Origin of the sequence: Corynebacterium sp. HMSC034H07, assembly GCF_001815175.1 — a bacterium.
Classification (GTDB): Bacteria; Actinomycetota; Actinomycetes; order Mycobacteriales; family Mycobacteriaceae; genus Corynebacterium; species Corynebacterium hiratae.
The window spans coordinates 1-22999 of record NZ_KV819492.1 but is presented as its reverse complement, the minus strand read 5'-3'; the positions used below and the strand labels follow the sequence as shown (position 1 = coordinate 22999).

The window sequence follows — 22999 nt, the reverse complement described above, 5'->3', positions numbered from 1 at the left end:
GAAGGTTTTGGCAACTCGGGCAGTTGTGGCTCGGAGGGCCCTATTTCAGCCGGGAAATCTGGAGTGAAGACGCCGGCTAGTCGGTATTGCTCAGCAGGCGCGGCACCACCTTGCCCGTGGCGTTGCGCGGCAGCTTGTCCAGGAAGTGGACGTCGCGCGGCACGGAGTGGTCGGCGAGGTTCTCGCGGACCCAGGTGCGGATGGCGTCGGCAGTCACGGTGTTGCCCAAGGCATCGCGCGTGGTCACGGCCCACACGGCGATGCGCTGGAAGGTGGTTTCATCCTCCACGCCGCCGGCATGCACTTCCGCGATGCCCGGCATGGTTTCAAGCACCTCCGTCACCGACTGCGGGTGCACGTTCTCGCCGCCGACGATGATCATGTCATCGGCGCGGCCCACCACGTGCAGGTAGCCCTCGGGGTCGATATAGCCCAAGTCACCGATGGAGATGAGGCCATCAACCTTGTTGAGCGGAATCTTCGGGTTGGTATAGCCAATGAGCGCGGTGGAGTTGGTCAGATAGATTTCGCCGACCTCGCCGCGCGGGACTTCTTTGCCATCCTCATCGAGGATGCGCAGCTTCGTGCCAGAGGCAATCTTGCCGCCGATGGTTGGGTCCTTAGCCACCTCTTCCATGGTGGCCGTCGATGCCAGCGCCAGCTCCGTGGAACCATAGACGTTGCAGAGAATCGGGCCGAAGCGCTCGTGGGTTTCTTTGACAATCTCCGGGGTCAGCGCATGTCCTGCAGAAGCAATGAACTTCAGGCTTGAGGTGTCATAGGCCGAATCTGGGTCGGCCTGCACCATCTGGCGGAAGAAAACGGGGGAGGAGAGCAGGCCATCAAGTTGGTAGCGCTGGATGTCATCGAGCGCGGCCGCCGGGTCAAAGACGCGGCGGGTGACAATGGTGTTGCGCAGGCCCAGCGCGATGTTGAGGCAGGCCCAGCCCCACGTGTGGAAGATGGAGGCGGTCATTTGCACCTTCTGGTCCCCACGCCACGGCACCGCATCCACGATGGAGGCAACCACCACGGGCAGCGTGGGCTCTGGGCGCATAATGCCCTTGGGGATGCCGGTGGTGCCAGAGGACATGAGCACGATATGCCCATGCTTGGGCCAGGTGGGAAGCTTCTGCTTCTCGACGTCCCGCGGGTTCACCACGATCTGGTGCAGCGTCGGGGCCTCGGCCAGCTCGGCCGGGATCTCCTCGCCGGACTCATGACCAATCACGACCTGCAGTCCAGCAACGGGGCTGGGGCTAGCGCTGTCTGCGGGGGCAAGGCGGTCAACGAATTCATCGTCGATAACGAGCACGTTGATGCGGTTTTCCTCAATGCATCCGGCGAGCTGCTCAGGGGAGGAGCCAACGTTGAGTAGGAAGATGTGCGCTCCGGCATAACCTTTGGCGGCCAGCGGGGTGATAATGCCGCGGCCGTTGCGGGCCATGACGCCGAGACGGATCTCGTCGAGGCCCAGAGAGAGCAACCAGCGCGCGAAGGTCTGGGATTGTTCACGCAGCTGGCGGTAGGTGAGGGCCCCGTCGTCGTCGATAAGCGCTAGGCGTTCTGGGCAGGTCAGGTATGCCTGCTCCACCTCGCGGGCGGTGGTGAAGCGGTAGCGGGCGAGAACCGGCGCGGTGGAGAGCACTGCCCGTGGGCCGCCAGCGGGGCTAATAAGGCCGGCGCGAAAGAGGGCGGGGACAAAACGCGCGAGAGCGGCGGCATGGAAGGTGAGATCAGAAAGCTTCATAGGGTTCTCATCGTAGGGAAGGGGTAGAAGGTTACGGGGGAGGCGGCTAACGCGCCTGTTTTTAAAACGACAAATTGTTACAGTTGTTGCTATTGTTACACAAGATTAACTGCTAGCTTAGTTTAATATGGTTTCGGTTAAGAACATACCCTTTTCTTGAAAGGACATCAGTCACGTGAAGTTTACTCAGCGCATCACTGCCCTCTGCGCCTCCCTCCTCGTGGCAGTAGGCCTGTCCCAGGCTCCGCAGGCCGCCGCCGGCGAGCGAAACCTCGTCGCCTTTGGTGATTCCGTTTTGGCGGATCCGCAGCTGGATGTTTACCTCTCCTCGCGCTTTGGCTCCTCTAACCGCAACCCGAGTCTCGACTGTCCCTCCGGCAATAACTACGCCAAGCGCGTCGCGTCCAAGCTGGGCATGCCGGTGGCGGATTTCTCCTGCTCCGGTGCGGTCTCGATGTCTCAGGGTCCGCAGATGAACGCGCAGGTCGATGATGCCATCCGCCGCGGTGCGCTCAGCCCGGACACCCAGCGCGTGCTCTATGCGGGCGGCTTTAACGATACGTATAACAATGCCCAGCTTTCCGACGCCGACATGCGCGCCCGCTTTGTTGGCGCAAATGCGCCGATTATCAACAAGATTCGTGCGGCGGCCCCCAATGCCCGCATTCAGATCGTGGGTTATCCGACCATCGGCTCCGGTGACCGCTACTGCCTCCTCCACTTTGGTCCGAAGCCAGCCGATGCTACGGCCCTGCCGATGGTGCAGCGCTATGAAAACGTCACGCAGTGGATGCAGGTGGACCTAGCGCACGCGACCGGCACCGAGTTCGTGGATATGAAGCCGATGACCTGGGATCGCGGTATGTGTGCCGATGCCGATAAGCGGCTGTGGGCAGGTCTGGTGGACTTCTCTGCCGGCCCGGGCAACCTACCGCTGCATATCAATGCTCGTGGTCACGAGTTTGTGGCCAACCATCTCGCGAGCTTCTAGAAACGCGTTCTTATGACTTTAAGGCCCGGGCAACGTTGCCTGGGCCTTTCGCGTACCCTCGCGGACATGACTGTTAATGAAAACCTAAATGAAAATAACTCCCAGCAAAGCTCGGAGGTTGTCCGCGGCGTGATTGCGCGCGCGAAGGGCGAGCCCGTCGAGACCGTGAACATTGTTGTGCCCGCTCCGGGCGAGCACGACGTCGTGGTCAAGATTCAGGCTTGCGGCGTGTGTCACACTGACCTGGCTTACCGCGATGGCGATATCGAGGATGCCTTCCCGTTCTTGCTTGGGCACGAGGCGGCGGGCGTCGTGGAGCGCGTGGGCGATGCTGTTACCCACGTCGAGGTCGGTGACTTCGTGGTCCTGAACTGGCGTGCAGTGTGCGGCGAGTGCCGCGCTTGTAAGAAAGGTGAGCCGAAGTACTGCTTCAACACCCACAATGCCTCCGCGAAGATGACGCTCGCGGACGGGGATAAGGATGCCGGCACTGAGCTCACCCCGGCGCTCGGCATCGGCTCCTTCGCGGAGAAGACCCTGGTTCATGAAGGCCAGTGCACCAAGGTCAATCCGGAGGCAGACCCGGCCGCCGCGGGCCTGTTGGGCTGTGGCGTGATGGCAGGCTTGGGTGCTGCGGTCAACACCGGTGACGTCAAGCGCGGCGAGTCCGTCGCGGTCTTTGGCTGCGGTGGTGTGGGCATGGCGGCCATTGCCGGCGCAGTGCTGGCGGGTGCCTCCAAGGTCATCGCCGTGGACCTGGATCCAGACAAGCTGGAGCTGGCCAAGAAGTTCGGTGCGACCCACACCATCGCGGCGAAGGACAAGTCCGAGGACGAGGTCATCGAGGCAGTCCGTGAGCTCACCGATGGTTTCGGTACCGACGTGGCTATCGATGCCGTGGGCATCCCGGCCACCACCCGCCAGGCCTTCTACTCCCGCGACCTGGCCGGCCGCATGGTCATGGTGGGTGTCCCGAACCTCACCAGCCGCTTCGACGTCCCAGCCATCGACTTCTTCGGCCGCGGCGGTTCCCTCAAGTCCTCCTGGTACGGCGACTGCCTGCCGGAGCGTGACTTCCCCATGTACGTCGACCTCTCCCTGCAGGGCCGCTTCCCGCTGCAGGACTTCGTCACCGAGCGTGTTGGCCTCGACGACGTGGAGGAGGCCTTCGCTACCATGAAGGCTGGCAAGGTACTTCGATCCGTAGTGGAGCTGTAAATGATTATCGAACAGTTTGTAACCTCAGGAAAGTTCCGCCTGGATGGCGGTGAGTGGGACGTGGACAATAACGTCTACATCCTGGCCGCAGGCGGCGCGTCAAGCGACGCCGAGTGCTACATCGTCGATCCTTCCCACGACGCCGAGCGCGTCATCGACGAGGTAGGACAGCGCACTGTCAAGGGCGTGATCCTCACCCACGCGCACAATGACCACTGCGAGCTAGCACCCCAGGTGGCTGAGCACTTCGGTGTGTCCGTCTACCTGCACCCGGATGATCGTCCCCTGTGGGAGGAAACGCACGAGGATGCCACCTTCGTGCCGCTGGAGGATAACCAGCTCTTCACCGTGGGCGATAGTGACTTCGTGGTCTTCCACACGCCGGGTCATTCGCCGGGGTGCGTGGTGCTCTACATCGCGGATGAGGCCACGCTGCTGTCGGGAGATACCCTCTTCAACGGCGGGCCCGGTGCCACCGGCCGCAAGTACTCCGACTTCGACGTCATCATCGAGTCCCTGCGCAACCGCGTGCTGAACCTCCCGCCGGAAACCCGCGTCCTGCCGGGCCACGGCGATGAAACCACCATTGGCGCTGAGGCCGCGCGTATCGACGAGTACATCGCGCGTGGTTACTAGGCCGGGGTGCGGGCAGCCTTGATGCCTGCTACCACCGTGGCAGCAAGCGAGACCCCGAACCAGACCCACGCATCCGCCACGCCCGCGCTGAAGGCGCGGGCTTTTTCCTGCACTGCGAACTGCGCATCCGTGCTTAAGACTGCGGGTAGTGTTGCGCTGCCGTAGCTTAAGATAAACAGCACGCCGATGAGCACGAAGAACGCTCCCGACACAATGGACAAGGTATTCGTGCGCACAGGGCCGAGGACCACCTCGCGTCCGCGCAGCCAGGACCACGAGCCCACATTGAGGCGCTCCCACAGCGCCGCCAGAACAAAGAGCGGTGCGGCCATGCCAGCGGCATACGCCACCATGATGATCCCGCCGTAGAGCGCGCTGCCGGACGCAGCAGCCGTGGTGAGCACAGCGCCTAAGAGTGGGCCCGCGCAAAAGCCCGCAAAGCCATAGACCGCGCCGAGCAGAAACACCTTTCCCCTCGCCTTACCGGACAGGGTATCCATGCCGGGGATGCGGAAACCACCGCCCAAGGCAGTAAAGATCCCCAGCGCGATGATGATCCAGCCCGCCACCGTGATGACCTGGCCGCGGTATTGCGCGAGGATTGCAGCCAGACCCATGCCGATGGGAACGAGCGTGGTACACAGGCCTAAGAAAAAGACCAGGGTTTTCAGCAGCAGCTGGCGCTGCGATTCAAAAGCATAGGCAAAGAAGGCTGGCACCAACAGCGCTGAGCAGGGGCTGATCAAAGTCAGCACACCGGCGATGACGGCGCCAAAAACTCCGATACTCATACGCTCACCCCCACTGCATAGCCTCCTAAGAACGCGGTCAGAACCACGAGCGCGATGAAGATCCACACGATGAGCGGCGGCTTATCCATTGGCCGCCTTGCCTAGCTGTTCCCGGATGGTCTGCTCAAAGACTTCCGGTGGCTGCGCGCCACCAATGAACTGATCCCCCACCACGAAGGCCGGGGTGCCCGTAATACCAATCTGGGAGGCGTAGCTGGTGGCCTTCTCGATGACCTCGGTGTAGGTATCATCCGTGGCCTGCTGGCGGAACTTATCCAGGTCCGAAACGCCGGCTTTCTCAGCGAACTTCATGAAGTCCTCGATGCCGAATTCTGGGTGACCACTGATGTCCTTGCTAGCGGTGTAGAGCTCGTGCTTGAACTCCTGGAACTTGCCCTGTGCCGCGGCCGCGCGCCCGGCCTTAGCAGCCTCGACGGCGGCAGGGCCGTTAACGGGGAAGTCATTCCACTCGATGCGCACCAGGCCCTTCTCCACGTACTTCTTGAGGAGGTCTGGCTCAGTGACGTTGGCGTGGCGGGAGCAGAACGGGCACTCGAAATCGGAGAACTCCGAAATCACCACGGGTGCATCCACCGCTCCCACGGCGAAAGGATCATCCTCCTTCTTGCGGTGCACCACCGTGATATCGCCGCTCTTGGTGTCACCGCCGGGGCCGAACACCATCGGATCCCCCTTCCCGTCGGAGAACTTCGTGCCGGGCGTGGCCTTGTCAGCATCCTTTGCCAAATCTTCGGTGGGCGCCGCGCTCGTCGCGGTCTCCTGCGCCGCTTGAGTCCCGGCATCGCCGGAAGAATTGCGCTCTGCCAGAAGGAAGCCGATGATGATCGCCAGGATGACAACGAGCACCAACAGGCCCCACGCCACGGGGCTGATGGTGGATAGCGCTGATTTCTTGGGATTGCTGGTGGGGCGGGAGGATGAAGTAGGCATGCGATTACCTTAACGCGTCTAGGCCCGTTTGGGTGATGGTGGCCTCTGATGCTGCGTGGGGACGCTTTGGCAAGTACGGATCGATCAAATTAGGTCCCAGATCCCGTGGGCGGTTTCGGTCCTTAATTGATCGATATGTACCTCGAGCTCAACTCTCTTGGGCAGCGGCCAGGAGATAGCGGCCATAGCCGGACTTCAGGAGGGGCTCGGCCAGCTCGGTGAGTGCGGCGGCATCGATGAAGCCCTCCTCGAAGGCGGCAACCTCCGGTGAGCCGATGACGGTGCCGGTGCGCTTCTGCATCACCTCCACGTAGGCTGAGGCCTCACTCATGGAGTCCACCGTGCCGGTATCCAGCCAGACATCACCGCGCTGCAGGCGTTTGACGCGCAACTGTCCGCGGCGCAGGTATTCCTCGTTGACGGCGGTGATTTCTAACTCCCCGCGTGCGCTGGGCGTAATGGACTTAGCAATCTCCACCACGGAATTGTCATAGAAATACAAGCCCACCACGGCGTGGTTGGATTTGGGCGCGGCGGGCTTTTCCTCGATGGACAGGGCTTGGCCAGACTCATCAAACTCGACAACACCATAGCGCTGCGGATCGGAGACCTCGTAGGCAAAGATGATGCCGCCGCCCGGGTGGCTGCACTCATTCAGCGCCGTGGAGAAGCCGTGGCCGTCAAAGATGTTGTCACCCAAAACGAGGGCCACGTCATCCTCGGCGATGAAGTCCTCCGCAATGAGGAAGGCCTGGGCCAAACCTTCGGGCCGGGGTTGGACCGCGTAGTGCAGCATGAGGCCTAGTTGGGAGCCGTCGCCAAGCAGGCGTTGGAAGGCGGCCTGGTCTTCTGGGGTGGTGATGATGAGGATCTCGCGTATGCCGGCCTGGATCAGGGTGGTCAGAGGGTAGTAGACCATCGGCTTGTCATAGATGGGCATGAGCTGCTTCGAGATGCCCTTGGTGATGGGGTAGAGGCGGGTCCCTGAACCGCCAGCGAGGATGATGCCCTTCATGGGCTTCAAGCTTAACGGAGGGGTCCCGCGCCGGGGTGCGGCGGCGCGGGCTGGCGAACATAACACTTAACTTCCCACTCAACATAACACCTGGGAAGCTAAGTGTTATGTTAAGTGTTATGCCGGGTAAAGGCCCAGGTAAAGCGCTAAAGCGGCCCGCCAATTCATCGGCTTAAAGCCGGTGGCTTCAATCTTGGACAGGTCGAAGGTGGACTCCTTCGGGCGGGGAGCTTCAGGCCCGGCGATCTCGCGGTACTGCTCGGTGCTGACCGGCGTGACACCAGCGGGGTCTTGGCCCACGCCGGTGAAGACGGCCATGGCGATTTCATCGCGACCCACCGCATCACCGGAGTTGGAGATGTTGTACACGCCGTACTCGGCTTTGGTCTTGAGCAGGTGGATGATGCCCTTGGCCAGGTCCTCGGCGAAGGTGGGGCGCCCGCGCTGATCATGGATGACGGAGGGCTTGACCCCCTTAGCCGCCAGCGAGCGCATCGTGGCCATGAAGTTGGCTCCATCGCCGAAGACCCAGGAGGTACGGATGACATAGTGGCGCGGCGCGGTTTGCGCGGCGGTATCGCCCGCGGCTTTCGATGCCCCATAGGCCGACAGCGGGGAAGGCATTTCATCCTCGGAGTGGACCTCGTTAGAGCCATCGAAGATGTAATCACTGGAGACGTGCACCAAGGTCAGGTTATTCTCCGCCGCAATGCGCGCGAGCTTCGCCGGGGCGGAAGCGTTGACCGTCCAGGCCGCGGCGCGATCGTCCTCCGCATCGTTGACATCGTTATAAGCCGCGCAGTTGATGATGGCGGAATACTGCTTCCACGGGCGGGCAGGCGGGTTGGTGATATCGAAATCCTCGTGCCCACAGAACTCCACCGCGCCCAGACCAGCGGTGGGCAGGAATTTCTTTAAAGCGCGGCCCAGCTGCCCGTTGGCGCCGGTGACCAGGATGCGGCGCGGGGGCATGGGGGAGACGTCGGCAAGCGCGGGGTGTGCCTTGTCTTTGTCGGAGATCTCCGTCGGCTCCAGCGGCCAGTCCACCATGTTGAGGTTGACGCAGGTGTAGTCCGCATCCGGGGACCAGTGGTCATTGACCAGGTAGGAGTAGGCGCAGGCCTCCAGCGCCTGGAAACCGTTGGCCACGCCGCGCGGCACGAAGACCGCCACGTCTTCGCGCAGCTCGTGGGTCACCAGCTGCCCGAAGGTGGCAGAGCCCTCGCGCAGATCGCACCACGCACCGAAGGCCCGGCCGGAAGCCACGGAGACGAGCTTGTCCCAGGGCTCCGCGTGCAGCCCGCGCGTAACCCCCTTCTCCGCATTGAAGGAGACATTATTCTGCACCGGTTGGAAGTCCGGCAAACCTGCCGCCACCATCTTCTCACGCTGCCAGTTCTCCTTGAACCAGCCGCGGTTATCCCCGTGGACGTCGAGCTCCACAATGAGCAGGCCCTCAATGGCCGTTGACTGCACCTTCATGGAAATTTACTGTCCTTGCTTCGCGTAGTTGGCTTCGACTTCTTCCTTGCCTGGGCGCCACCAGTCCTCGTGGGCGCGGTACCACTCAATGGTGGCAGCCAAGCCCTCGCGCAGATCCGTGTAGCGCGGGCTCCAGCCCAGCTCGCGGCGCAGTTTGCTGGCATCCATGGCGTAGCGCTGATCATGGCCCGGGCGGTCCGCCACGTGGATGTAGTTCGCGCGGCCGTCGTCAGTAGCACCCAACAGCTCACAGATCATCTCGATGACCTGGCGGTTATTCGTATCCTCCTGGTCGGCACCGATGTTATAGGTCTCACCGATGCGCCCGCGGTCCAGGATGGCAAGCACCGCCTCGTTGTGATCATCCACGTGAATCCAATCCCGCACCTGCTCGCCCGTGCCATAAAGCTTGGCGGGCTGGCCCAGAAGCAGGTTGGTGATTTGCCGCGGAATGAACTTCTCAATGTGCTGGTAGGGGCCGTAATTATTGGAGCAATTCGAAATGGTTGCCCGCAGCCCAAAACTGCGCACCCATGCGCGCACCAGGTGATCCGAACCGGCCTTCGTGGCCGAATAGGGCGAAGAGGGGTTGTACGGAGTCTCCTCGGTGAAGTAGGTATCGGCGCCAATCTCCAAGTCACCAAAAACCTCATCGGTGGAAACGTGGTGGAGGCGCACATCGTGGCGGCGGCAGGCTTCCAACAACACGAAGGTTCCCATGACGTTGGTGTGGAGGAAGGGAGAAGGATCCCGCAAAGAGTTGTCATTGTGGGATTCCGCGGCGAAGTGCACCACGGTATCGGCCTGGGTCACGAGCTTGTCGACGACCCCCTCATCCGCCACGTCTCCCACCACCAAGGTGGCGTCCACGCCGTCAAGGTTGGCGCGGTTGCCCGCGTAGGTGAGCTTGTCCAAGACGGTGATGTCTACGTCGGGCCGTTGCTGGGCTACGAGCCTCACGAAGTTTGCACCAATAAAGCCGGCACCGCCGGTAACAAGCATCCTGCGCATGGTGAACAAGTCTAGACCGGGAACTTGGGCAGCGCGGTGTGGTTGAGCCACTCGTCCAACAAAGCATCGACCGCAGAAGGATCTGTCGCTTCCTTCTTCACACGGCTGATGAGATCCTCCGGGGTGACCACGGAGTGCTGGGATGCGGTGAGGTAATCCCGGACCGTGCGGAAGAAGACCTCATCGCCCACGAGGCGGCGAAGTGCGTGAACAGTCAGCGCGCCGCGCTTGTAGACGCGGTCATCGAACATGTCGCGCGTGCCCGGATCACCGAGCACGATGTCCTGCTTCTTGCGTGCGAGCACTTGATAGTGCGAACGCGCCGATTCATGCACCGGGCGGCCATGCGCGTGCTCGAACCACAGCCACTCGCAGTAGCAGGCAAAACCTTCGTTGAGCCAGATATCCTTCCACTCACTAAGGCCCACGGAGTTGCCGAACCACTGGTGGGACAGCTCGTGGGCGATGAGTCGCTCAAAGAGGTGGTCGCCCTTGACGTGGTTGGATCCGAAAATGGACAGGCCTTGGGCCTCCAGCGGGATCTCCAGCTCATCATCGGTGATGACCACTTGGTAGTCGGGGAAAGGGTAGTGGCCGAAGAGAGAGGAATAGAAGTCCAGCATTTCCTGCTGTTGGGCGAACTCTTCGAGGACTACCTGCTTAAGGCGAGCCGGCGCCCAAGCGCGCACGTCTCGGCCCAAGTCAATCTCTGAGTATTCGCCGATCTGCACCGTGGCGAGGTACGTGGCCATGGGGTGCTTGACGCGGTAATGCCAGCGCGTCATGGAACCGCCTGCGCTGCGGCGGGAGACCAGCTTGCCGTTGGAAATCACCACGAAAGGATCGTCAGCGGTGATGCGAATATCGTAGGTGGCCTTTTCCGACGGGGTGTCATCGCAGGGGAACCAGCTGGGTGCACCGTTGGGTTGGCTGGCCACCAGGGAGCCGGAATCTGTTTCCTCCCAGCCGATTTCGCCCCACGGCGTGCGCAGTGGCCGCGGCGAGCCGCCATAGCGAATGTGCAGCTCAAACTCTTGGTTCTCCACGATGGTGTCGGCAAAAGTCAGCCGCAGTTTGCCGGCGGACAGGCGAAACTTGGCCACGCGGGGTGCGTGTTTCGCCGTGATGCGGCGAGCCACCATGGCGCCGCCGAGGTCAAGCGTGAGTTTGTCAAAGTCCTCCAGTGCGCGAATGTGGAGGATGGCTTCGCCCTGCAGCATGTTGGGCTCCACGCGGTAGGTCAGGTCCAAGTCATAGTGGGTGACCTCGAAGCCGAGGTTGAAATCCACCCTCGTGTAGCTATCCCGAGTAAGTGCAGCGCGGTCGCGAGCGGCGGAGATATGCGAAAGGGCGGTAGAAAGCAGCTTCATAATGCCGCTATCCTACCGCCCTGTCCGGGTTATCCGAAGCCAGGGGAGCGAGCACGCCGCGCCAGACCGTGGGGCGACACGCTCCGCTCACTTTTTAGGAGTTGAAGGCTTCCTCAAAGGTGGGCCAGGACTTCACCAGGTCCTCGCGCCAGCCCGGCCAAGAGTGCGTGCCCACGTTGCGGAAGTTGTAGGTGGCCGGAATGTTCTGCTTATCCAGCTTGGCCTTGAGCATGTGGGTGCAGTGGTTGACCGCGGCCTCGATGATGCCGCCCTCAACCTGCAGCTGTGCCGAACCCGCGTAGGCGGCCAGCGGGCTGTAGCCCTTGTTCATGTAGTAGGACGGGGTATCCTGCTCACCCGCGAGGCCCGATGCGGAGGAAATGTACAGCTTGGTGCCGCGCAGTTTCTCGGAGTTCATCAGGGCATCGTTGTAGCGGTTGTATTCAGAGCCCATCGGGCCCCACATCTGTTCCGGTTCTCCGCCGCCGCGGTTCACGGTGACGCGCAGGAACTGGTACTCCGTGGGGTAGGCGGTTGCGGCGCAGCCGGCGAAGGAACCAACTGCGTCATAGAAACCCTGGTTGTGCTGCGCCAGCAGCAGGGAAGACGTTGCGGACATGGACATGCCGGCAACGGCGCGCTTGTTGCTTGCGTTCAGGCGAGACTCCAGCGGGTCAGGCAGCTCCTTGGTCAGGAAGGTCTCCCACTTCTGTGGGCCCTTGAGGTACTTGCCGTTGGGCTCCTCCAGCCAGTCGGTGTAGTAGGAGAAAGCACCTGCCTGCGGAACGACAACGTTGACGTCCTTGTCCGCGTAGAAGTCCACGGCATCGGACATGTACAGCCAATCGGAGTCCTGCTCCGCGGAACCGGCGCCGTTGAGCAGGTACACGGTCGGGCGGTCCGGGTTCTTAGCAGGGATAACAGCCAGCGGAATCGCGCGGCCGTTCATGGCCGGTGACGTAGCCTCCAGCTTGAGAACGCGGGCGTCATCTTTGAAGTGCTCGTACCACTTCTGGCTCTGCACCTCCGGGGTGACGTTCAAGTCCGAGATGGTGGACAGCGGCGTGTCACCCGCAACCTGCTGCGGGGTGATGGTGGCCGCACCCGCAACGGGGCTGATAAGCGCGGCAGCGCAGAGCGCGCCGGCGGCGAGGAGAGAGCTAAGACGCTTCATTACGTTCCTTATTTAACAATCAATATGGCGAGTTGAGCTTACTGTTCGATGGCCTCAGGGGCTACTGGCCGGGAGTCGGCCGGGGTCTTGGGATCGTTCTCGGCCTCTTCCATATTCTGCTTATCGGCATCCTCAGCTTTGGCGTTAGCGTCCGTGTTCACCGCGCTTTCCGACGCCCGCGTGGAGACCGGCTCCACCGGCAGACCAAAGGCACGAGCGAAGGTGGGCCAGGAGGAGTTGATGTCATCGAACCAGCCCGGCCAGGAGTGGGTACCGGTATTGCGCAGGTTGAAATCCGCTTTGACACCTTCGCGCTGCAGTTTTGCCTGCAGGTCGTGGGTGCACGCATTCATCGCTGCCTCGATGACGCCGCCTTCCACCACCAGGGTGGAGGAGGACTTCAAGGCTCCGGCCAGGCCTTGCTTTTCAATCCTGGACGAACCCAAATCGTTCATTCCGGCAAACCCCGAGTTAGCGGAGACGTAGACCTGGGAATTACCCATGTTGTTCTTTGTGGCGTTGATGAGTCCATCGTTGTAGCGGTTGTAGTCACCGCCCATCGGTCCCCACATCTGCTCGGTGCTTCCACCGCCACGATTCACGGTCAGCTGCGTGTAGAAGTTCGGCAGTGGAGTCGAGGTGGCCGCACAGCCAGAGAAGGACCCGATAGCGTCATAGAAGTTGGGGTTGTGCTGGGCCAAGACGAGCGATGAGGTAGCAGACATGGACATGCCTGCGATGCCGCGCTTGCCGTTGGCGTTGATGTGCTTCTCCAGCGGTCCCGGTAGCTCCTTGGTGAGGAAGGTCTCCCACTTCTGCGGGCCCTTGAGGTAGCTGCGGTCCGGGCTGGTAACCCAGTCGGTGTAGTAGGAGAATGCGCCTGCCTGCGGGATGACGACGTTGACGTTTCGGTCACCGTAGTAGTCATCGAGTTCTTGGGTGCCCTCCTTGTTGGGATCCAAGTCTTCGCGCGTGGTGGCTATCAGCCAGTCCATGCCCTGCTCGGCACCGCCAGCACCGTTGAGTAGATAAAGGGTGGGGCGGGAAGAATCAAAGGTGCCGTCTGGGGTAATTACTGCAAGAGGGACGGTGCGGTCCATCGCTGGTGCGGTGGCATTGAGGGCCTTGACGCTCTGACGGTAGTCCGGGTATTTCAGGACGTAGCCCATCCACTGCTTGCTGTCCGGGATCTCATTGACGTCAACGTCCTTAAAAGTGACGTTCTTACCAATGGCGTCTTCATATTCTTGGCGGGAGGGCGACGGGTTTCCGGCGGAGTCCTTGGGCAGGTACTTTTCAATCTCCCCGTAGATGTCGAGCTCGGAAATGGTGGACGGTGTGGCATCACCGCGGATTTGTTCCGGGGTGACCTCGGATGCGCCCGCGGTAGGGGATGCTACGGCGCCAAGTGCTAGGGCAGTGGCTGCCGCAAGCGTCGTGAGAGAGCGCGCAATCTTCATAGAATCTCGCTTTCTAAGTGATGAGCGGAAATGTAGGGGCAAGTGTAAAAGATGCTCCGGACACGCCACCCATGAGATGGGCAATAGTGCTGGTAGATGGGAATTTCAGCACCCCAAGATAAGGGTAACGTGTTTAAACATACCAAGATATTAAAGTTAATGGTGGTATTGAAGTGGAAACCGTGTCATAATCTTTCCGTGCGTTAACGTGGGCTATGTAACGCAATGTCCGGCCTATTCGTTAGTCGAACCAGATGCGGAGACCGTTACTGCGGCGGCCGTCCTGCAAGGCAGAAGGTGGCAGTGCCGCATAGTGACATCGCACGAGGCCGTGAAGGCTGCTTGAAGACCAACAGAAAGAAGAAGAATGAACCTCTTTGACACCATCCTCGTTTCCATCAACCAGGTGCTGGGCCAGTTCGCTCACTCCGGCTCCTCTACTTCCTCCAAGATCGCCCTGGATTGGGGTCTTTACTAAACAGCTGCGGGGCGTGCGGCCCCACGTTTCTCTCCCCCTAATCGCCCCCTCGGGTGGTTGGGGGTTATTTTGTGCGTTGTGTGCCCTCTACGCATCAGTGCACTGTGGCTTGCGTATCAGGAATGTTATGGACTGATATGAGAGCACAGCATGGGGGTGGTGGGACAGCGGGCACAAAGTTACGTATCCTATAGGGCGTGACTAATGAACATTTTGACGTTGTAGTACTCGGCGCGGGCCCCGGCGGCTACGTGTCCGCCATCCGCGCTGCCCAGCTGGGCAAGAAGGTTGCCGTTATTGAGAAGCAGTACTGGGGCGGTGTTTGCCTCAACGTGGGCTGCATCCCGTCCAAGGCTCTTCTTAAGAACGCTGAAGTTGCACACACCTTCAACCATGAGGCGAAGGCCTTTGGTATTTCCGGCGATGTTTCCTTCGACTTCGGTGTTGCGCACAAGCGCTCCCGCAAGGTCTCGGAGGGCATCGTCAAGGGCGTGCACTACCTGATGAAGAAGAACAAGATTACGGAGATCAATGGCCTCGGCTCCTTCAAGGACGCCAAGACCATCGAGATTACCGAGGGCGATGACAAGGGTAAGACCGTTACCTTTGACAACTGCATTATCGCCACCGGCTCCGTCGTCCGTTCCCTTCCGGGCGTGGAAATCGGCGGCAACATCGTGTCCTTCGAGGAGCAGATCCTCAGCGATGAGGCCCCGGATTCCATGGTCATCGTTGGCGCAGGCGCCATCGGTATGGAGTTTGCGTACGTTCTGGCCAACTATGGCGTAGACGTGACCATCGTGGAGTTCATGGACCGCGTCCTTCCGAACGAGGACAAGGATGTATCCAAGGCTATCGCCAAGGAATACAAGAAGCTTGGTGTGAAGCTCCTGACTGGTTACAAGACCACCGCCATCACGGATAACGGTGACAATGTCACCGTTGAGGTCGAGTCCAAGGACGGCTCCAAGACCGATACGCTGACCGTGGATCGCTGCATGGTCTCCATCGGCTTCGCCCCGCGCACCGAGGGCTACGGCCTGGAGAACACCGGTGTCGAGCTCACTGAGCGCGGCGCCATCGCTATTGATGACTACATGCGCACCAACGTTGAGGGCATTTACGCCATTGGTGACGTCACCGCGAAGCTGCAGCTCGCTCACGTGGCTGAGGCGCAGGGCGTTGTGGCTGCTGAGGTCATCGCCGGCGCTGAGACCCAGCTGCTGGGTGACTACATGAACATGCCGCGCGCCACCTTCTGCAACCCGCAGGTGGCCTCCTTCGGCTACACCGAGGAGCAGGCTCGTGAGAAGTTCGCTGACCGCGACATCAAGGTTGCTACCTTCCCGTTCTCCGCTAACGGTAAGGCAGCTGGTCTGAATGAGACCGCGGGCTTCGTCAAGCTCATCGCCGACGGCGAGTTTGGTGAGCTCATTGGTGGTCACATGGTGGGCTCGAACGTGTCCGAGCTGCTGCCGGAGCTGACCCTGGCGCAGCGCTTCGATCTCACTGCAGAGGAGATCGGACGCAACGTTCACACTCACCCGACGCTGTCTGAGGCTATGAAGGAAGCAGCCGAGGGCATCGGCGGCCACATGATTAACCTCTAAGAACTAAAACAAGAACACTCCCCCTCATCCCATCGACGTGAATCGGTGGCGGTGAGGGGGAGTGTTGGTTTTAGCGCCGAAGCGCGACTGGCCTTAGCCGAAGAGCTTGGAAGACAGTGCGAACGGTGCGTTGACGATCGTCAGCACGAGCTTCTGGATCTGGCCAAGGAAGTTCTCGCCAAAGCTGGACATAATAATAATCCTTTCTGTTGGTGATTATCGGTCGCTGACCATGATAGAACAACCGAGTCGGGAAAATCCATCAGATTTGGCAATGAAAACCATGGGGTGGGGCTTGTAGGACAATGTATAGCGCCGAGGGTTTGGGTCATAATTCCAGCTCATCGCACTAAGTAGGCCCCTTTCTTGCTTCAGTATCTTTCTTCGGAGGCTTTCGCTCGATGGAGAGTGCTCCCCAGCTTTTAAGATTCATCTGCGTTAACGGCGTAAAGATGGATGATTTAAAACCTGTGCGATTACGCCGTTAACTAGCTTTAGTTAATAGGGTGCCACTGCAGAGCGGTGGGCGTCGACGACAAGCTGTTCGTTAATGGCGGGAAATGCCCGCTGGGAGCAATTCTGGCGCGGGCAGGTGCGGCAGCCGGCGCCAATGGGAGTGGCGGCGGAAAGGGCATTGAGGTCTAGCCCCTGGGCGTACACGGTGCGATTAGCATGGCGTGCCTCGCAGCCCAGACCGATGGAAAAGAGCTTGTTCGTATCCCCAAAACGGCCTTGTGGGTAGCTCACCGTTCGTGAGATCCATAGGTAATTGCGCCCATCTGGCATCTGCGCCAACTGGCGGGAAATGGTGTTGGGGTGTGAGAAGGACTCGTACACATTCCATAGGGGGCAGGTGCCGCCGGAGTTGGAGAAGTGCACGCCGGTGGCGGATTGGCGTTTGGACATGTTGCCGGCGCGGTCAACGCGCACGAAGGTAAAGGGGATGCCGCGCTTGTTGGGGCGCTGCAGCGTGGAGAGGCGGGAGGCAATCGTCTCGTAGCCCACTCCGAAGACATTGCAGAGGTATTCCACGTCGTACCCCGACTGTTCGGCTTCGCTATGGATGAGGCCATACGGGAGGAGCGTGGCCGCAGCGTAATAATTGGCGATACCCCGCTTGGCCAAGTTGATGGAGGCCTCTGAAGTAAACGGTTCTTCCTCCACGAGCTCGTCGAAAAGCGCGCCCGCTTCGAGGAAGCCAAGCTCAGCTGCCATGCGGAAGGCGCGCTGGCCGACGCTCAGCCGGCTGGCAAGGCGAAGGGTCCCGCTGTCCTTGTCGAAGCGGTGCAGCGTGCCATCCATGCGATCGGTGGTGAGGATCTCCACGCCGTGCTGGGTGGTGAGTCTGTCGTCCAGAGCCTGTTCGATGTCGCGGATGTGGAAGGGGACGACGTCGAGCTCCGCGGAGATCGCCTCTGCATGCTGATCTAACTCATCGAGATAATTCTGGCGGGCATAGAAGAAATCCCGAACCTCATCGTGCGGCATGGACAGCGCCTGGTTGCCGTCGGAGCGGCGGGTATCGGTGGCGAGGGAAAGCTTGTCGCGGATATTGCGGTAGCGGCGGTGAATGTCGACGAGCGTGCGCGCAACGGTGGGGTGGTTGTAAACCAGTTCGGACAATTCCTGTAATTCCACGGGGGAGGGGCAGATTTCTTGGTCCTGGACGACATCTTGAATCTCGGCGAGTAGCCGCGAGTCATCGTCACGGGAAAAGAAAGTGGCATCCACACCAAATGCTTCAGTAATCCTAAGCAAGACCGGAACGGTGAGGGGGCGTACGTCATGTTCAATCTGATTAACGTAACTAGCGGAAAGCCCCAGCGTAGCGGCGAGGGAGGCTTGGCTGAGATCACGTTCGCGGCGCAGCTGGCGCAGGCGCGAACCTACGTATGTCTTGCTCATGTGAGCTAGGTTACCTAGTGCCTTTCGGTCATAACAATAGTTTTGCAAGGAATGTGTGAAGCATTTTAACTTCGCTGCGAAGTGGGGGTGTTAGCGGGGCGTGAAGGGGCGGTGAGGGGTGTGTACCAAGCGAAAGTTTGACACCTAAAGGGGTAGGGTCGTCACTCGAGTCACACCCTGTGACAAAAGTCTCAACCGCGAAATGTTTTCGCAAGGTTAATATTGCGTAAAGCGAAGTGATCAAGGTAGACCGGCATAAGTCGGGGGACACTTAAGGCAACCCTTGCCTTAACTCATTTCTGTCAGGGGCCTGTAGGTGGGGGAGGGGGCGTTAAAAGCAAAGGGATAAGTAGTGGTCAGCGCGCAGTCCTGCGTAAGGTAAGGGCGACAATGGAGGTGTCATGTCTGTAAAAAATCCTGACCGTGAAGCCCTTGCTCACGGCCGCATTACTAATGAAACGATTCGTCCTAAGCCAGGAATTCCGTCCTGGGCTTTGAAACTGACGATGGCAATTACCGGTCTGTTCTTCGCGCTGTTCGTTGTAGGACACATGGCCGGCAACTTGAAGCTCTACCTGCCGGCCCACAATGGCGAGGAAGCCATCGATGCCTACGGCGCATTCCTGCGCAGCATGGGTGATCCGCTGATTCCGAGCGGGCACCTTCTGTGGATCATCCGCATCGTCTTGCTGGCGTGCGTGATCGCCCACATTTACGGCGCCTTTGCGCTGACCGCTCGCTCCAAGGCATCCCGCGGTAAGTTCAAGCGCACCAACCTGATGGGCGGCATGGATTCCTTCGCAACGAAGACCATGCTGGTGACCGGCGTCGTGCTGCTCCTGTTCATCGTCTTCCACATCTTGGACCTGACGATGGGTGTTCAGCCGATCGCTCCGGAGGCTTTCGCTCATGGCGAAGTGAAGGCCAACATGATCGCTACCTTCTCCCGCTGGCCGGTGACCATCATTTACATCGTTGCCATGCTCTGCCTCTTCCTGCACCTGACCCACGGCATCCGCCTTGCGGCTTCCGACCTGGGCATTACCGGTGCTAAGTGGCGCGAGGTCTTTGTCATCCTGGCGTACATCGTCCCGGCCGTCGTGTGCCTGGCAAACATCGTTATGCCGTTGTCCGTCGCCCTGGGCTGGGTCAGCTAAAGGAGTTTTGAACCCATGACTAACGCGAATACTGAACTCAAGCGCGAGCACCCGAACTTCTCGCACCCGCAGTCCATCGTCCCGGGTGTCAAGCCGGGCCGCATCCTGGAGTCCCACGAGCCGCACGGCGTCCCGATGAAGGACATGTGGAGCTACCAGAAGGACCACATGGAGCTGGTCTCCCCGCTGAACCGCCGCAAGTTCGAAATCATCGTCGTCGGTACCGGCCTGGCTGCTGGTTCCGCTGCGGCTGCCCTCGGCGAGTTGGGATACAAGGTGAAGGTCTTCACCTACCACGATTCCCCGCGTCGCGCGCACTCCATTGCTGCGCAGGGTGGTGTGAACTCTTCCCGCCACAAGAAGGTGGATAACGACTCCGCCTACCGCCACACCAAGGACACCGTCAAGGGCGGCGACTACCGCTGCCGCGAGTCCGACTGCTGGCGCCTGGCTTATGAGTCCATCCGCGTCATCGACCACATGAACGCCATCGGCGCTCCGTTCGCTCGCGAGTACGGCGGCACCCTGGCTACCCGTTCCTTCGGTGGCGTGCAGGTCTCCCGCACCTACTACACCCGTGGTCAAACAGGCCAGCAGCTGCAGCTGTCCACCACTTCTGCGCTGTACCGCCAGATTGGCCTGGGCAACGTGGAGCTCTTCGCTCACCACGATATGCAGGACGTCATCACCTACAACGACAACGGCACCAAGCGTGCCGGCGGCATTGTGACCCGTAACCTCATCACCGGCGAGCTCAAGGCCTTCACCGGCCACGCAGTCATCCTCGGTACCGGCGGTTACGGCAACGTCTACCACATGTCCACGCTGGCTAAGAACTCCAACGCTGGCGCCATGATGCGTGCGTACGAGGCTGGTGCTTACCTGGCTTCCCCGGCATTCATCCAGTTCCACCCGACCGGCCTGCCGGTCAATTCCGAGTGGCAGTCCAAGACCATCCTCATGTCTGAGTCGCTGCGTAACGACGGCCGCATCTGGTCTCCGATCAAGGAGGGCGATGACCGTCCTGCTAACGAGATTCCGGAAGAGGAGCGCGACTACTTCCTAGAGCGCCGCTACCCGGCCTTCGGTAACCTCGTCCCGCGTGACGTGGCTTCCCGTGCCATTTCCCAGCAGATCAACAAGGGTCTGGGCGTTGGTCCGCTGCACAACTCCGTGTACCTGGACTTCCGCGACGCCATCGAGCGTCTGGGCAAGGACAAGATCCGCGAGCGTTACTCCAACCTCATCGAGATGTACGAAGAGGCCATCGGTGAGTCCGCCTACGAGACCCCGATGCGTATCGCTCCGACCTGCCACTTCACCATGGGTGGCCTGTGGACGGACTTCAACGAGATGACCGCCATCGACGGCCTCTTCGCCGCCGGTGAGTGCTCCTGGACCTACCACGGTGCGAACCGCCTGGGTGCTAACTCCCTGCTGTCCGCTTCCGTTGATGGCTGGTTCACCCTGCCGTTCACTATCCCGAACTACCTGGCTCACCACCTGGGTGAGGCCAAGCTGGCCGAGGATTCCGCCGAGGCTAACGACGCCGTTGCTCGCGCACAGGCTCGCATCGACCGCCTCATGTCCATCCAGGGCGAGGATCCGCACGGCCCGGCGTACTACCACCGCCAGCTGGGTGACATCCTCTACTGGGGCTGTGGTGTGTCCCGTAATGTCGAGGACCTCAAGGTTGCCATCGAGAAGGTCCGCGCACTGCGCAAGGACTTCTGGGCTAACGTCCGCATCACTGGTGACGCTAACGACATGAACCAGGTCCTCGAGTATGGTCTGCGCGTTGCTGACTACATCGACCTGGGTGAGCTCATGTGTATTGACGCCCTTGACCGCGACGAGTCCTGTGGTGCTCACTTCCGCGAGGACCACCTCTCCGAGGACGGCGAGGCCGAGCGCGATGACGAGAACTGGTGCTTCGTTTCCGCATGGGAGCCGGGCGCTGCTGAGGGCGAGTTCATCCGCCACGCTGAGCCGCTGTACTTTGATTCGATCCCGCTGATGACAAGGAACTACAAGTAATGAAACTGACACTTGAGATCTGGCGTCAAGCCGGACCGACGCAAGAAGGCAAGTTCGAAACCGTGCAGGTTGACGACGCCGCCGAGCAGATGTCCATTCTGGAGCTGCTCGACCACGTCAACGACGGCCTCATTGAGGCCGGCACCGAGCCGTTCGCATTCGCTTCCGACTGCCGTGAGGGCATCTGTGGTACCTGTGGCCTCCTGGTCAACGGTCGCCCGCATGGCCCGGGTCAGAACACCCCGGCCTGCCAGCAGCGCCTGTTCCAGTTCAAGGATGGCGACACCATCAAGCTGGAGCCTTTCCGCTCCGCTGCCTACCCGGTCATCAAGGACATGATCGTGGACCGCGCCAAGCTGGACCACGTCATGGAGCAGGGCGGCTACGTGTCCATGGATGCGGGTACCGCTCCGGACGCTGACACCCTGCACGTCAACCACGAGACCTCCGAGTACGCCCTGGATCACGCCGCCTGCATCGGCTGCGGTGCCTGCGTGGCATCCTGCCCGAACGGTGCTGCTCACCTGTTCACCGGCGCCAAGCTGGTTCACCTCTCCCTCATGCCGCTGGGCAAGGAAGAGCGTGGACGCCGCGCACGCAACATGGTGGACGATCTGGAGCAGAACTTCGGCCACTGCTCGCTCTACGGCGAGTGCGCCGACGTCTGCCCGGCTGGTGTGCCGCTGACCGCGGTTTCCGCGGTTACCCGCGAACGTGCACGTGCTGCTTTCCGCGGCAAGGACGACTAAGCTATAGTCATTCACAGGATTAACAGGAACGAGAGAAAGTTTCAGCCATGAGCGACCTCAACCCGGCAGTTGCTGATCACCACAGCGAGACCTACCCGGAGTTCTCCGGTAAGATTCAGGACTCCTACATCGAGGGATATGACCCCGTTTCTTACAGTGCACCGCACTCTTCTTTGCTGCGCACCTCCACCTGGGTGGGCATGGGCTTGGTTCTCTCGATCCTGCCGGCGCTGGGCATCCTGATCTGGGGCTTCGGCACCAAGCTGTACCCGCAGGGCACCGCCGGTGCTGACTACCAGATCAACCTGATTGTGGGCGCCATCGCCAGCGTCGTCGTAGCCATCCTGGCTATCGTCTCCGTCAAGTATGGCCGCCGCTACTACCGCCAGTACCGCAAGGAAACCGGCCGCATCAACTAGGCACCTCCTAGGCCGTTGAACGCCTAAGTTTCTGTACTGACACCACCACAACCCCCACCTCCAAACACACATGGGAGACCATGTGAGGAGGCGGGGGTTGTTGGCGTTTGGGGTGGGTGCTGGGCGGGCGGAGAGGGGGAGCGGGCGCTTGGCGACGCCCCTACGGTGCCATACGCGTGAATGGCGCCGCAGGGAGCGACGCGAACACTAACCTGACTTGGCTCAAATTAGTGCCGAAGGGTTGGGGTGGTGATGGTGTTGACGAGGGTTTGGATTTCCGGGGGTAGTGGTACTGCGGCGTGGATGGTTTCGCCGCCAACGACGAGTTGAAAGCTGCGGTATTTCTTGAGTGTTCTCACGAGGCGTTTGATGGATTGACCACTGCGGGTCTCCATCAGGTGGGCCACGGCTAGGGCTGCGATGACGATGTTGAGGTGGGCTGTGATCGAGTCTTGTTTCCTGGCGTAGATTGGGCGTGCTTTCAGGTCTGATTTCGACATCCGAAACGACTTTTCAATGTTGAATAGCCTGCGGTAATGCCCGATAACCTCACTAGCGGGAAGAGTAGTCAGGTCGGTTTCATAGCCTTTAATTCCGGCTAGGGCTCGGTGTTTGGCGGCAAGAGCGTAGTTGACCTTCTTGTTTGGGGCGGAAAGATCGATATAGCGGTTGCGCTTGATTGCGATATCGCCGTCAACAGCGCGTTTGGCTTTCGCTATTTGCTTGCCGATTCCGCGCAGGCTGCGTCTAGCCCGAACATGGGAGTGCTGAGGTTACCCTCGTTTAGTGGACACC

Annotated in this window: 20 protein-coding genes; 9 read left to right on the top strand and 11 right to left on the bottom strand. The window is 60.6% G+C overall.

The window, feature by feature from the left end:
• Positions 1-76: 76 nt before the first annotated feature.
• On the bottom strand, positions 77-1750 hold the full coding sequence (locus HMPREF3009_RS01580) for an acyl-CoA synthetase (RefSeq protein WP_070517150.1): 1674 nt from the start codon (positions 1748-1750) through the stop codon (positions 77-79).
• 175 nt (positions 1751-1925) lie between these two features.
• Between HMPREF3009_RS01580 and HMPREF3009_RS01575 the strand changes: the two genes are divergently transcribed.
• The 3 genes from HMPREF3009_RS01575 (at position 1926) to HMPREF3009_RS01565 (ending at position 4595) form a co-directional block, all read left to right on the top strand.
• Positions 1926-2741, top strand: coding sequence for a GDSL-type esterase/lipase family protein (locus HMPREF3009_RS01575; protein ID WP_070517148.1), 816 nt, complete (start codon positions 1926-1928; stop codon positions 2739-2741).
• A 66-nt stretch (positions 2742-2807) separates the two neighbouring features.
• Positions 2808-3959, top strand: a complete 1152-nt coding sequence (locus HMPREF3009_RS01570; RefSeq protein WP_070679579.1) for an S-(hydroxymethyl)mycothiol dehydrogenase — start codon at positions 2808-2810, stop codon at positions 3957-3959.
• On the top strand, positions 3960-4595 hold the full coding sequence (locus HMPREF3009_RS01565) for an MBL fold metallo-hydrolase (protein WP_070679575.1): 636 nt from the start codon (positions 3960-3962) through the stop codon (positions 4593-4595).
• Here the strand turns inward: HMPREF3009_RS01565 and HMPREF3009_RS01560 are convergent.
• The 8 genes from HMPREF3009_RS01560 to HMPREF3009_RS01525 all read right to left on the bottom strand — a co-directional run bounded on the left by HMPREF3009_RS01560 (position 4592) and on the right by HMPREF3009_RS01525 (position 13849).
• Positions 4592-5386 (bottom strand): cytochrome c biogenesis CcdA family protein, encoded by a 795-nt coding sequence (locus HMPREF3009_RS01560; protein ID WP_070679573.1) that lies wholly within the window; start codon positions 5384-5386, stop codon positions 4592-4594. The genes HMPREF3009_RS01565 and HMPREF3009_RS01560 overlap by 4 nt on opposite strands.
• Before the next feature lie 81 nt (positions 5387-5467).
• Positions 5468-6337 (bottom strand): DsbA family protein, encoded by an 870-nt coding sequence (locus HMPREF3009_RS01555; RefSeq protein ID WP_118783624.1) that lies wholly within the window; start codon positions 6335-6337, stop codon positions 5468-5470.
• Positions 6338-6485: 148 nt separating this feature from the next.
• Complete coding sequence (gene rfbA, locus HMPREF3009_RS01550; RefSeq protein WP_070679569.1) at positions 6486-7352, bottom strand: glucose-1-phosphate thymidylyltransferase RfbA; 867 nt, start codon at positions 7350-7352, stop codon at positions 6486-6488.
• A gap of 117 nt (positions 7353-7469) precedes the next feature.
• Positions 7470-8834, bottom strand: coding sequence for a sugar nucleotide-binding protein (locus HMPREF3009_RS01545; RefSeq protein ID WP_070679566.1), 1365 nt, complete (start codon positions 8832-8834; stop codon positions 7470-7472).
• 6 nt (positions 8835-8840) lie between these two features.
• On the bottom strand, positions 8841-9836 hold the full coding sequence (gene rfbB / locus HMPREF3009_RS01540) for a dTDP-glucose 4,6-dehydratase (RefSeq protein WP_198531097.1): 996 nt from the start codon (positions 9834-9836) through the stop codon (positions 8841-8843).
• A gap of 20 nt (positions 9837-9856) precedes the next feature.
• A complete protein-coding gene (locus HMPREF3009_RS01535; protein WP_070511287.1) occupies positions 9857-11215 on the bottom strand; it encodes a M1 family metallopeptidase in 1359 nt (452 codons plus the stop codon).
• A gap of 94 nt (positions 11216-11309) precedes the next feature.
• Complete coding sequence (locus HMPREF3009_RS01530; protein WP_070679563.1) at positions 11310-12389, bottom strand: alpha/beta hydrolase; 1080 nt, start codon at positions 12387-12389, stop codon at positions 11310-11312.
• Positions 12390-12427: 38 nt separating this feature from the next.
• Positions 12428-13849: an alpha/beta hydrolase gene (locus HMPREF3009_RS01525; RefSeq protein WP_070511291.1), complete on the bottom strand. Its 1422-nt coding sequence runs from the start codon at positions 13847-13849 to the stop codon at positions 12428-12430.
• A 675-nt stretch (positions 13850-14524) separates the two neighbouring features.
• On the opposite strand from HMPREF3009_RS01525, the gene lpdA reads away from it, so the two are divergent.
• Positions 14525-15937: a dihydrolipoyl dehydrogenase gene (gene lpdA, locus HMPREF3009_RS01520; protein ID WP_070511293.1), complete on the top strand. Its 1413-nt coding sequence runs from the start codon at positions 14525-14527 to the stop codon at positions 15935-15937.
• A 498-nt stretch (positions 15938-16435) separates the two neighbouring features.
• Here the strand turns inward: lpdA and ramB are convergent, their stop codons facing one another.
• The gene (gene ramB, locus HMPREF3009_RS01515; RefSeq protein ID WP_046647846.1) at positions 16436-17842 is read right to left on the bottom strand and encodes an acetate metabolism transcriptional regulator RamB; all 1407 of its coding nucleotides are present in this window, start codon (positions 17840-17842) and stop codon (positions 16436-16438) included.
• 401 nt (positions 17843-18243) lie between these two features.
• Here ramB and HMPREF3009_RS01510 point away from each other — a divergent pair, with 401 nt between their 5' ends.
• Genes HMPREF3009_RS01510 through HMPREF3009_RS01495 form a run of 4 tightly spaced genes read left to right on the top strand, consistent with a single transcriptional unit; the run spans position 18244 to position 22204 of the window.
• Positions 18244-18999, top strand: a complete 756-nt coding sequence (locus tag HMPREF3009_RS01510; RefSeq protein ID WP_046647845.1) for a succinate dehydrogenase cytochrome b subunit — start codon at positions 18244-18246, stop codon at positions 18997-18999.
• 15 nt (positions 19000-19014) lie between these two features.
• A complete protein-coding gene (locus HMPREF3009_RS01505; protein ID WP_046647844.1) occupies positions 19015-21036 on the top strand; it encodes a fumarate reductase/succinate dehydrogenase flavoprotein subunit in 2022 nt (673 codons plus the stop codon).
• Complete coding sequence (locus HMPREF3009_RS01500) at positions 21036-21785, top strand: succinate dehydrogenase/fumarate reductase iron-sulfur subunit (protein ID WP_046647843.1); 750 nt, start codon at positions 21036-21038, stop codon at positions 21783-21785. Before HMPREF3009_RS01505 ends, HMPREF3009_RS01500 begins: the two co-directional genes overlap by 1 nt.
• A gap of 47 nt (positions 21786-21832) precedes the next feature.
• Complete coding sequence (locus HMPREF3009_RS01495; protein ID WP_049157597.1) at positions 21833-22204, top strand: membrane protein; 372 nt, start codon at positions 21833-21835, stop codon at positions 22202-22204.
• 227 nt (positions 22205-22431) lie between these two features.
• On the opposite strand, the gene HMPREF3009_RS13955 is transcribed toward HMPREF3009_RS01495, so the two are convergent.
• Positions 22432-22704 (bottom strand): hypothetical protein, encoded by a 273-nt coding sequence (locus HMPREF3009_RS13955; RefSeq protein ID WP_369799715.1) that lies wholly within the window; start codon positions 22702-22704, stop codon positions 22432-22434.
• A 108-nt stretch (positions 22705-22812) separates the two neighbouring features.
• On the opposite strand from HMPREF3009_RS13955, the gene HMPREF3009_RS13640 reads away from it, so the two are divergent.
• The coding region (locus HMPREF3009_RS13640; RefSeq protein ID WP_232760868.1) for a hypothetical protein at positions 22813-22999 on the top strand (187 nt) is incomplete at its 3' end.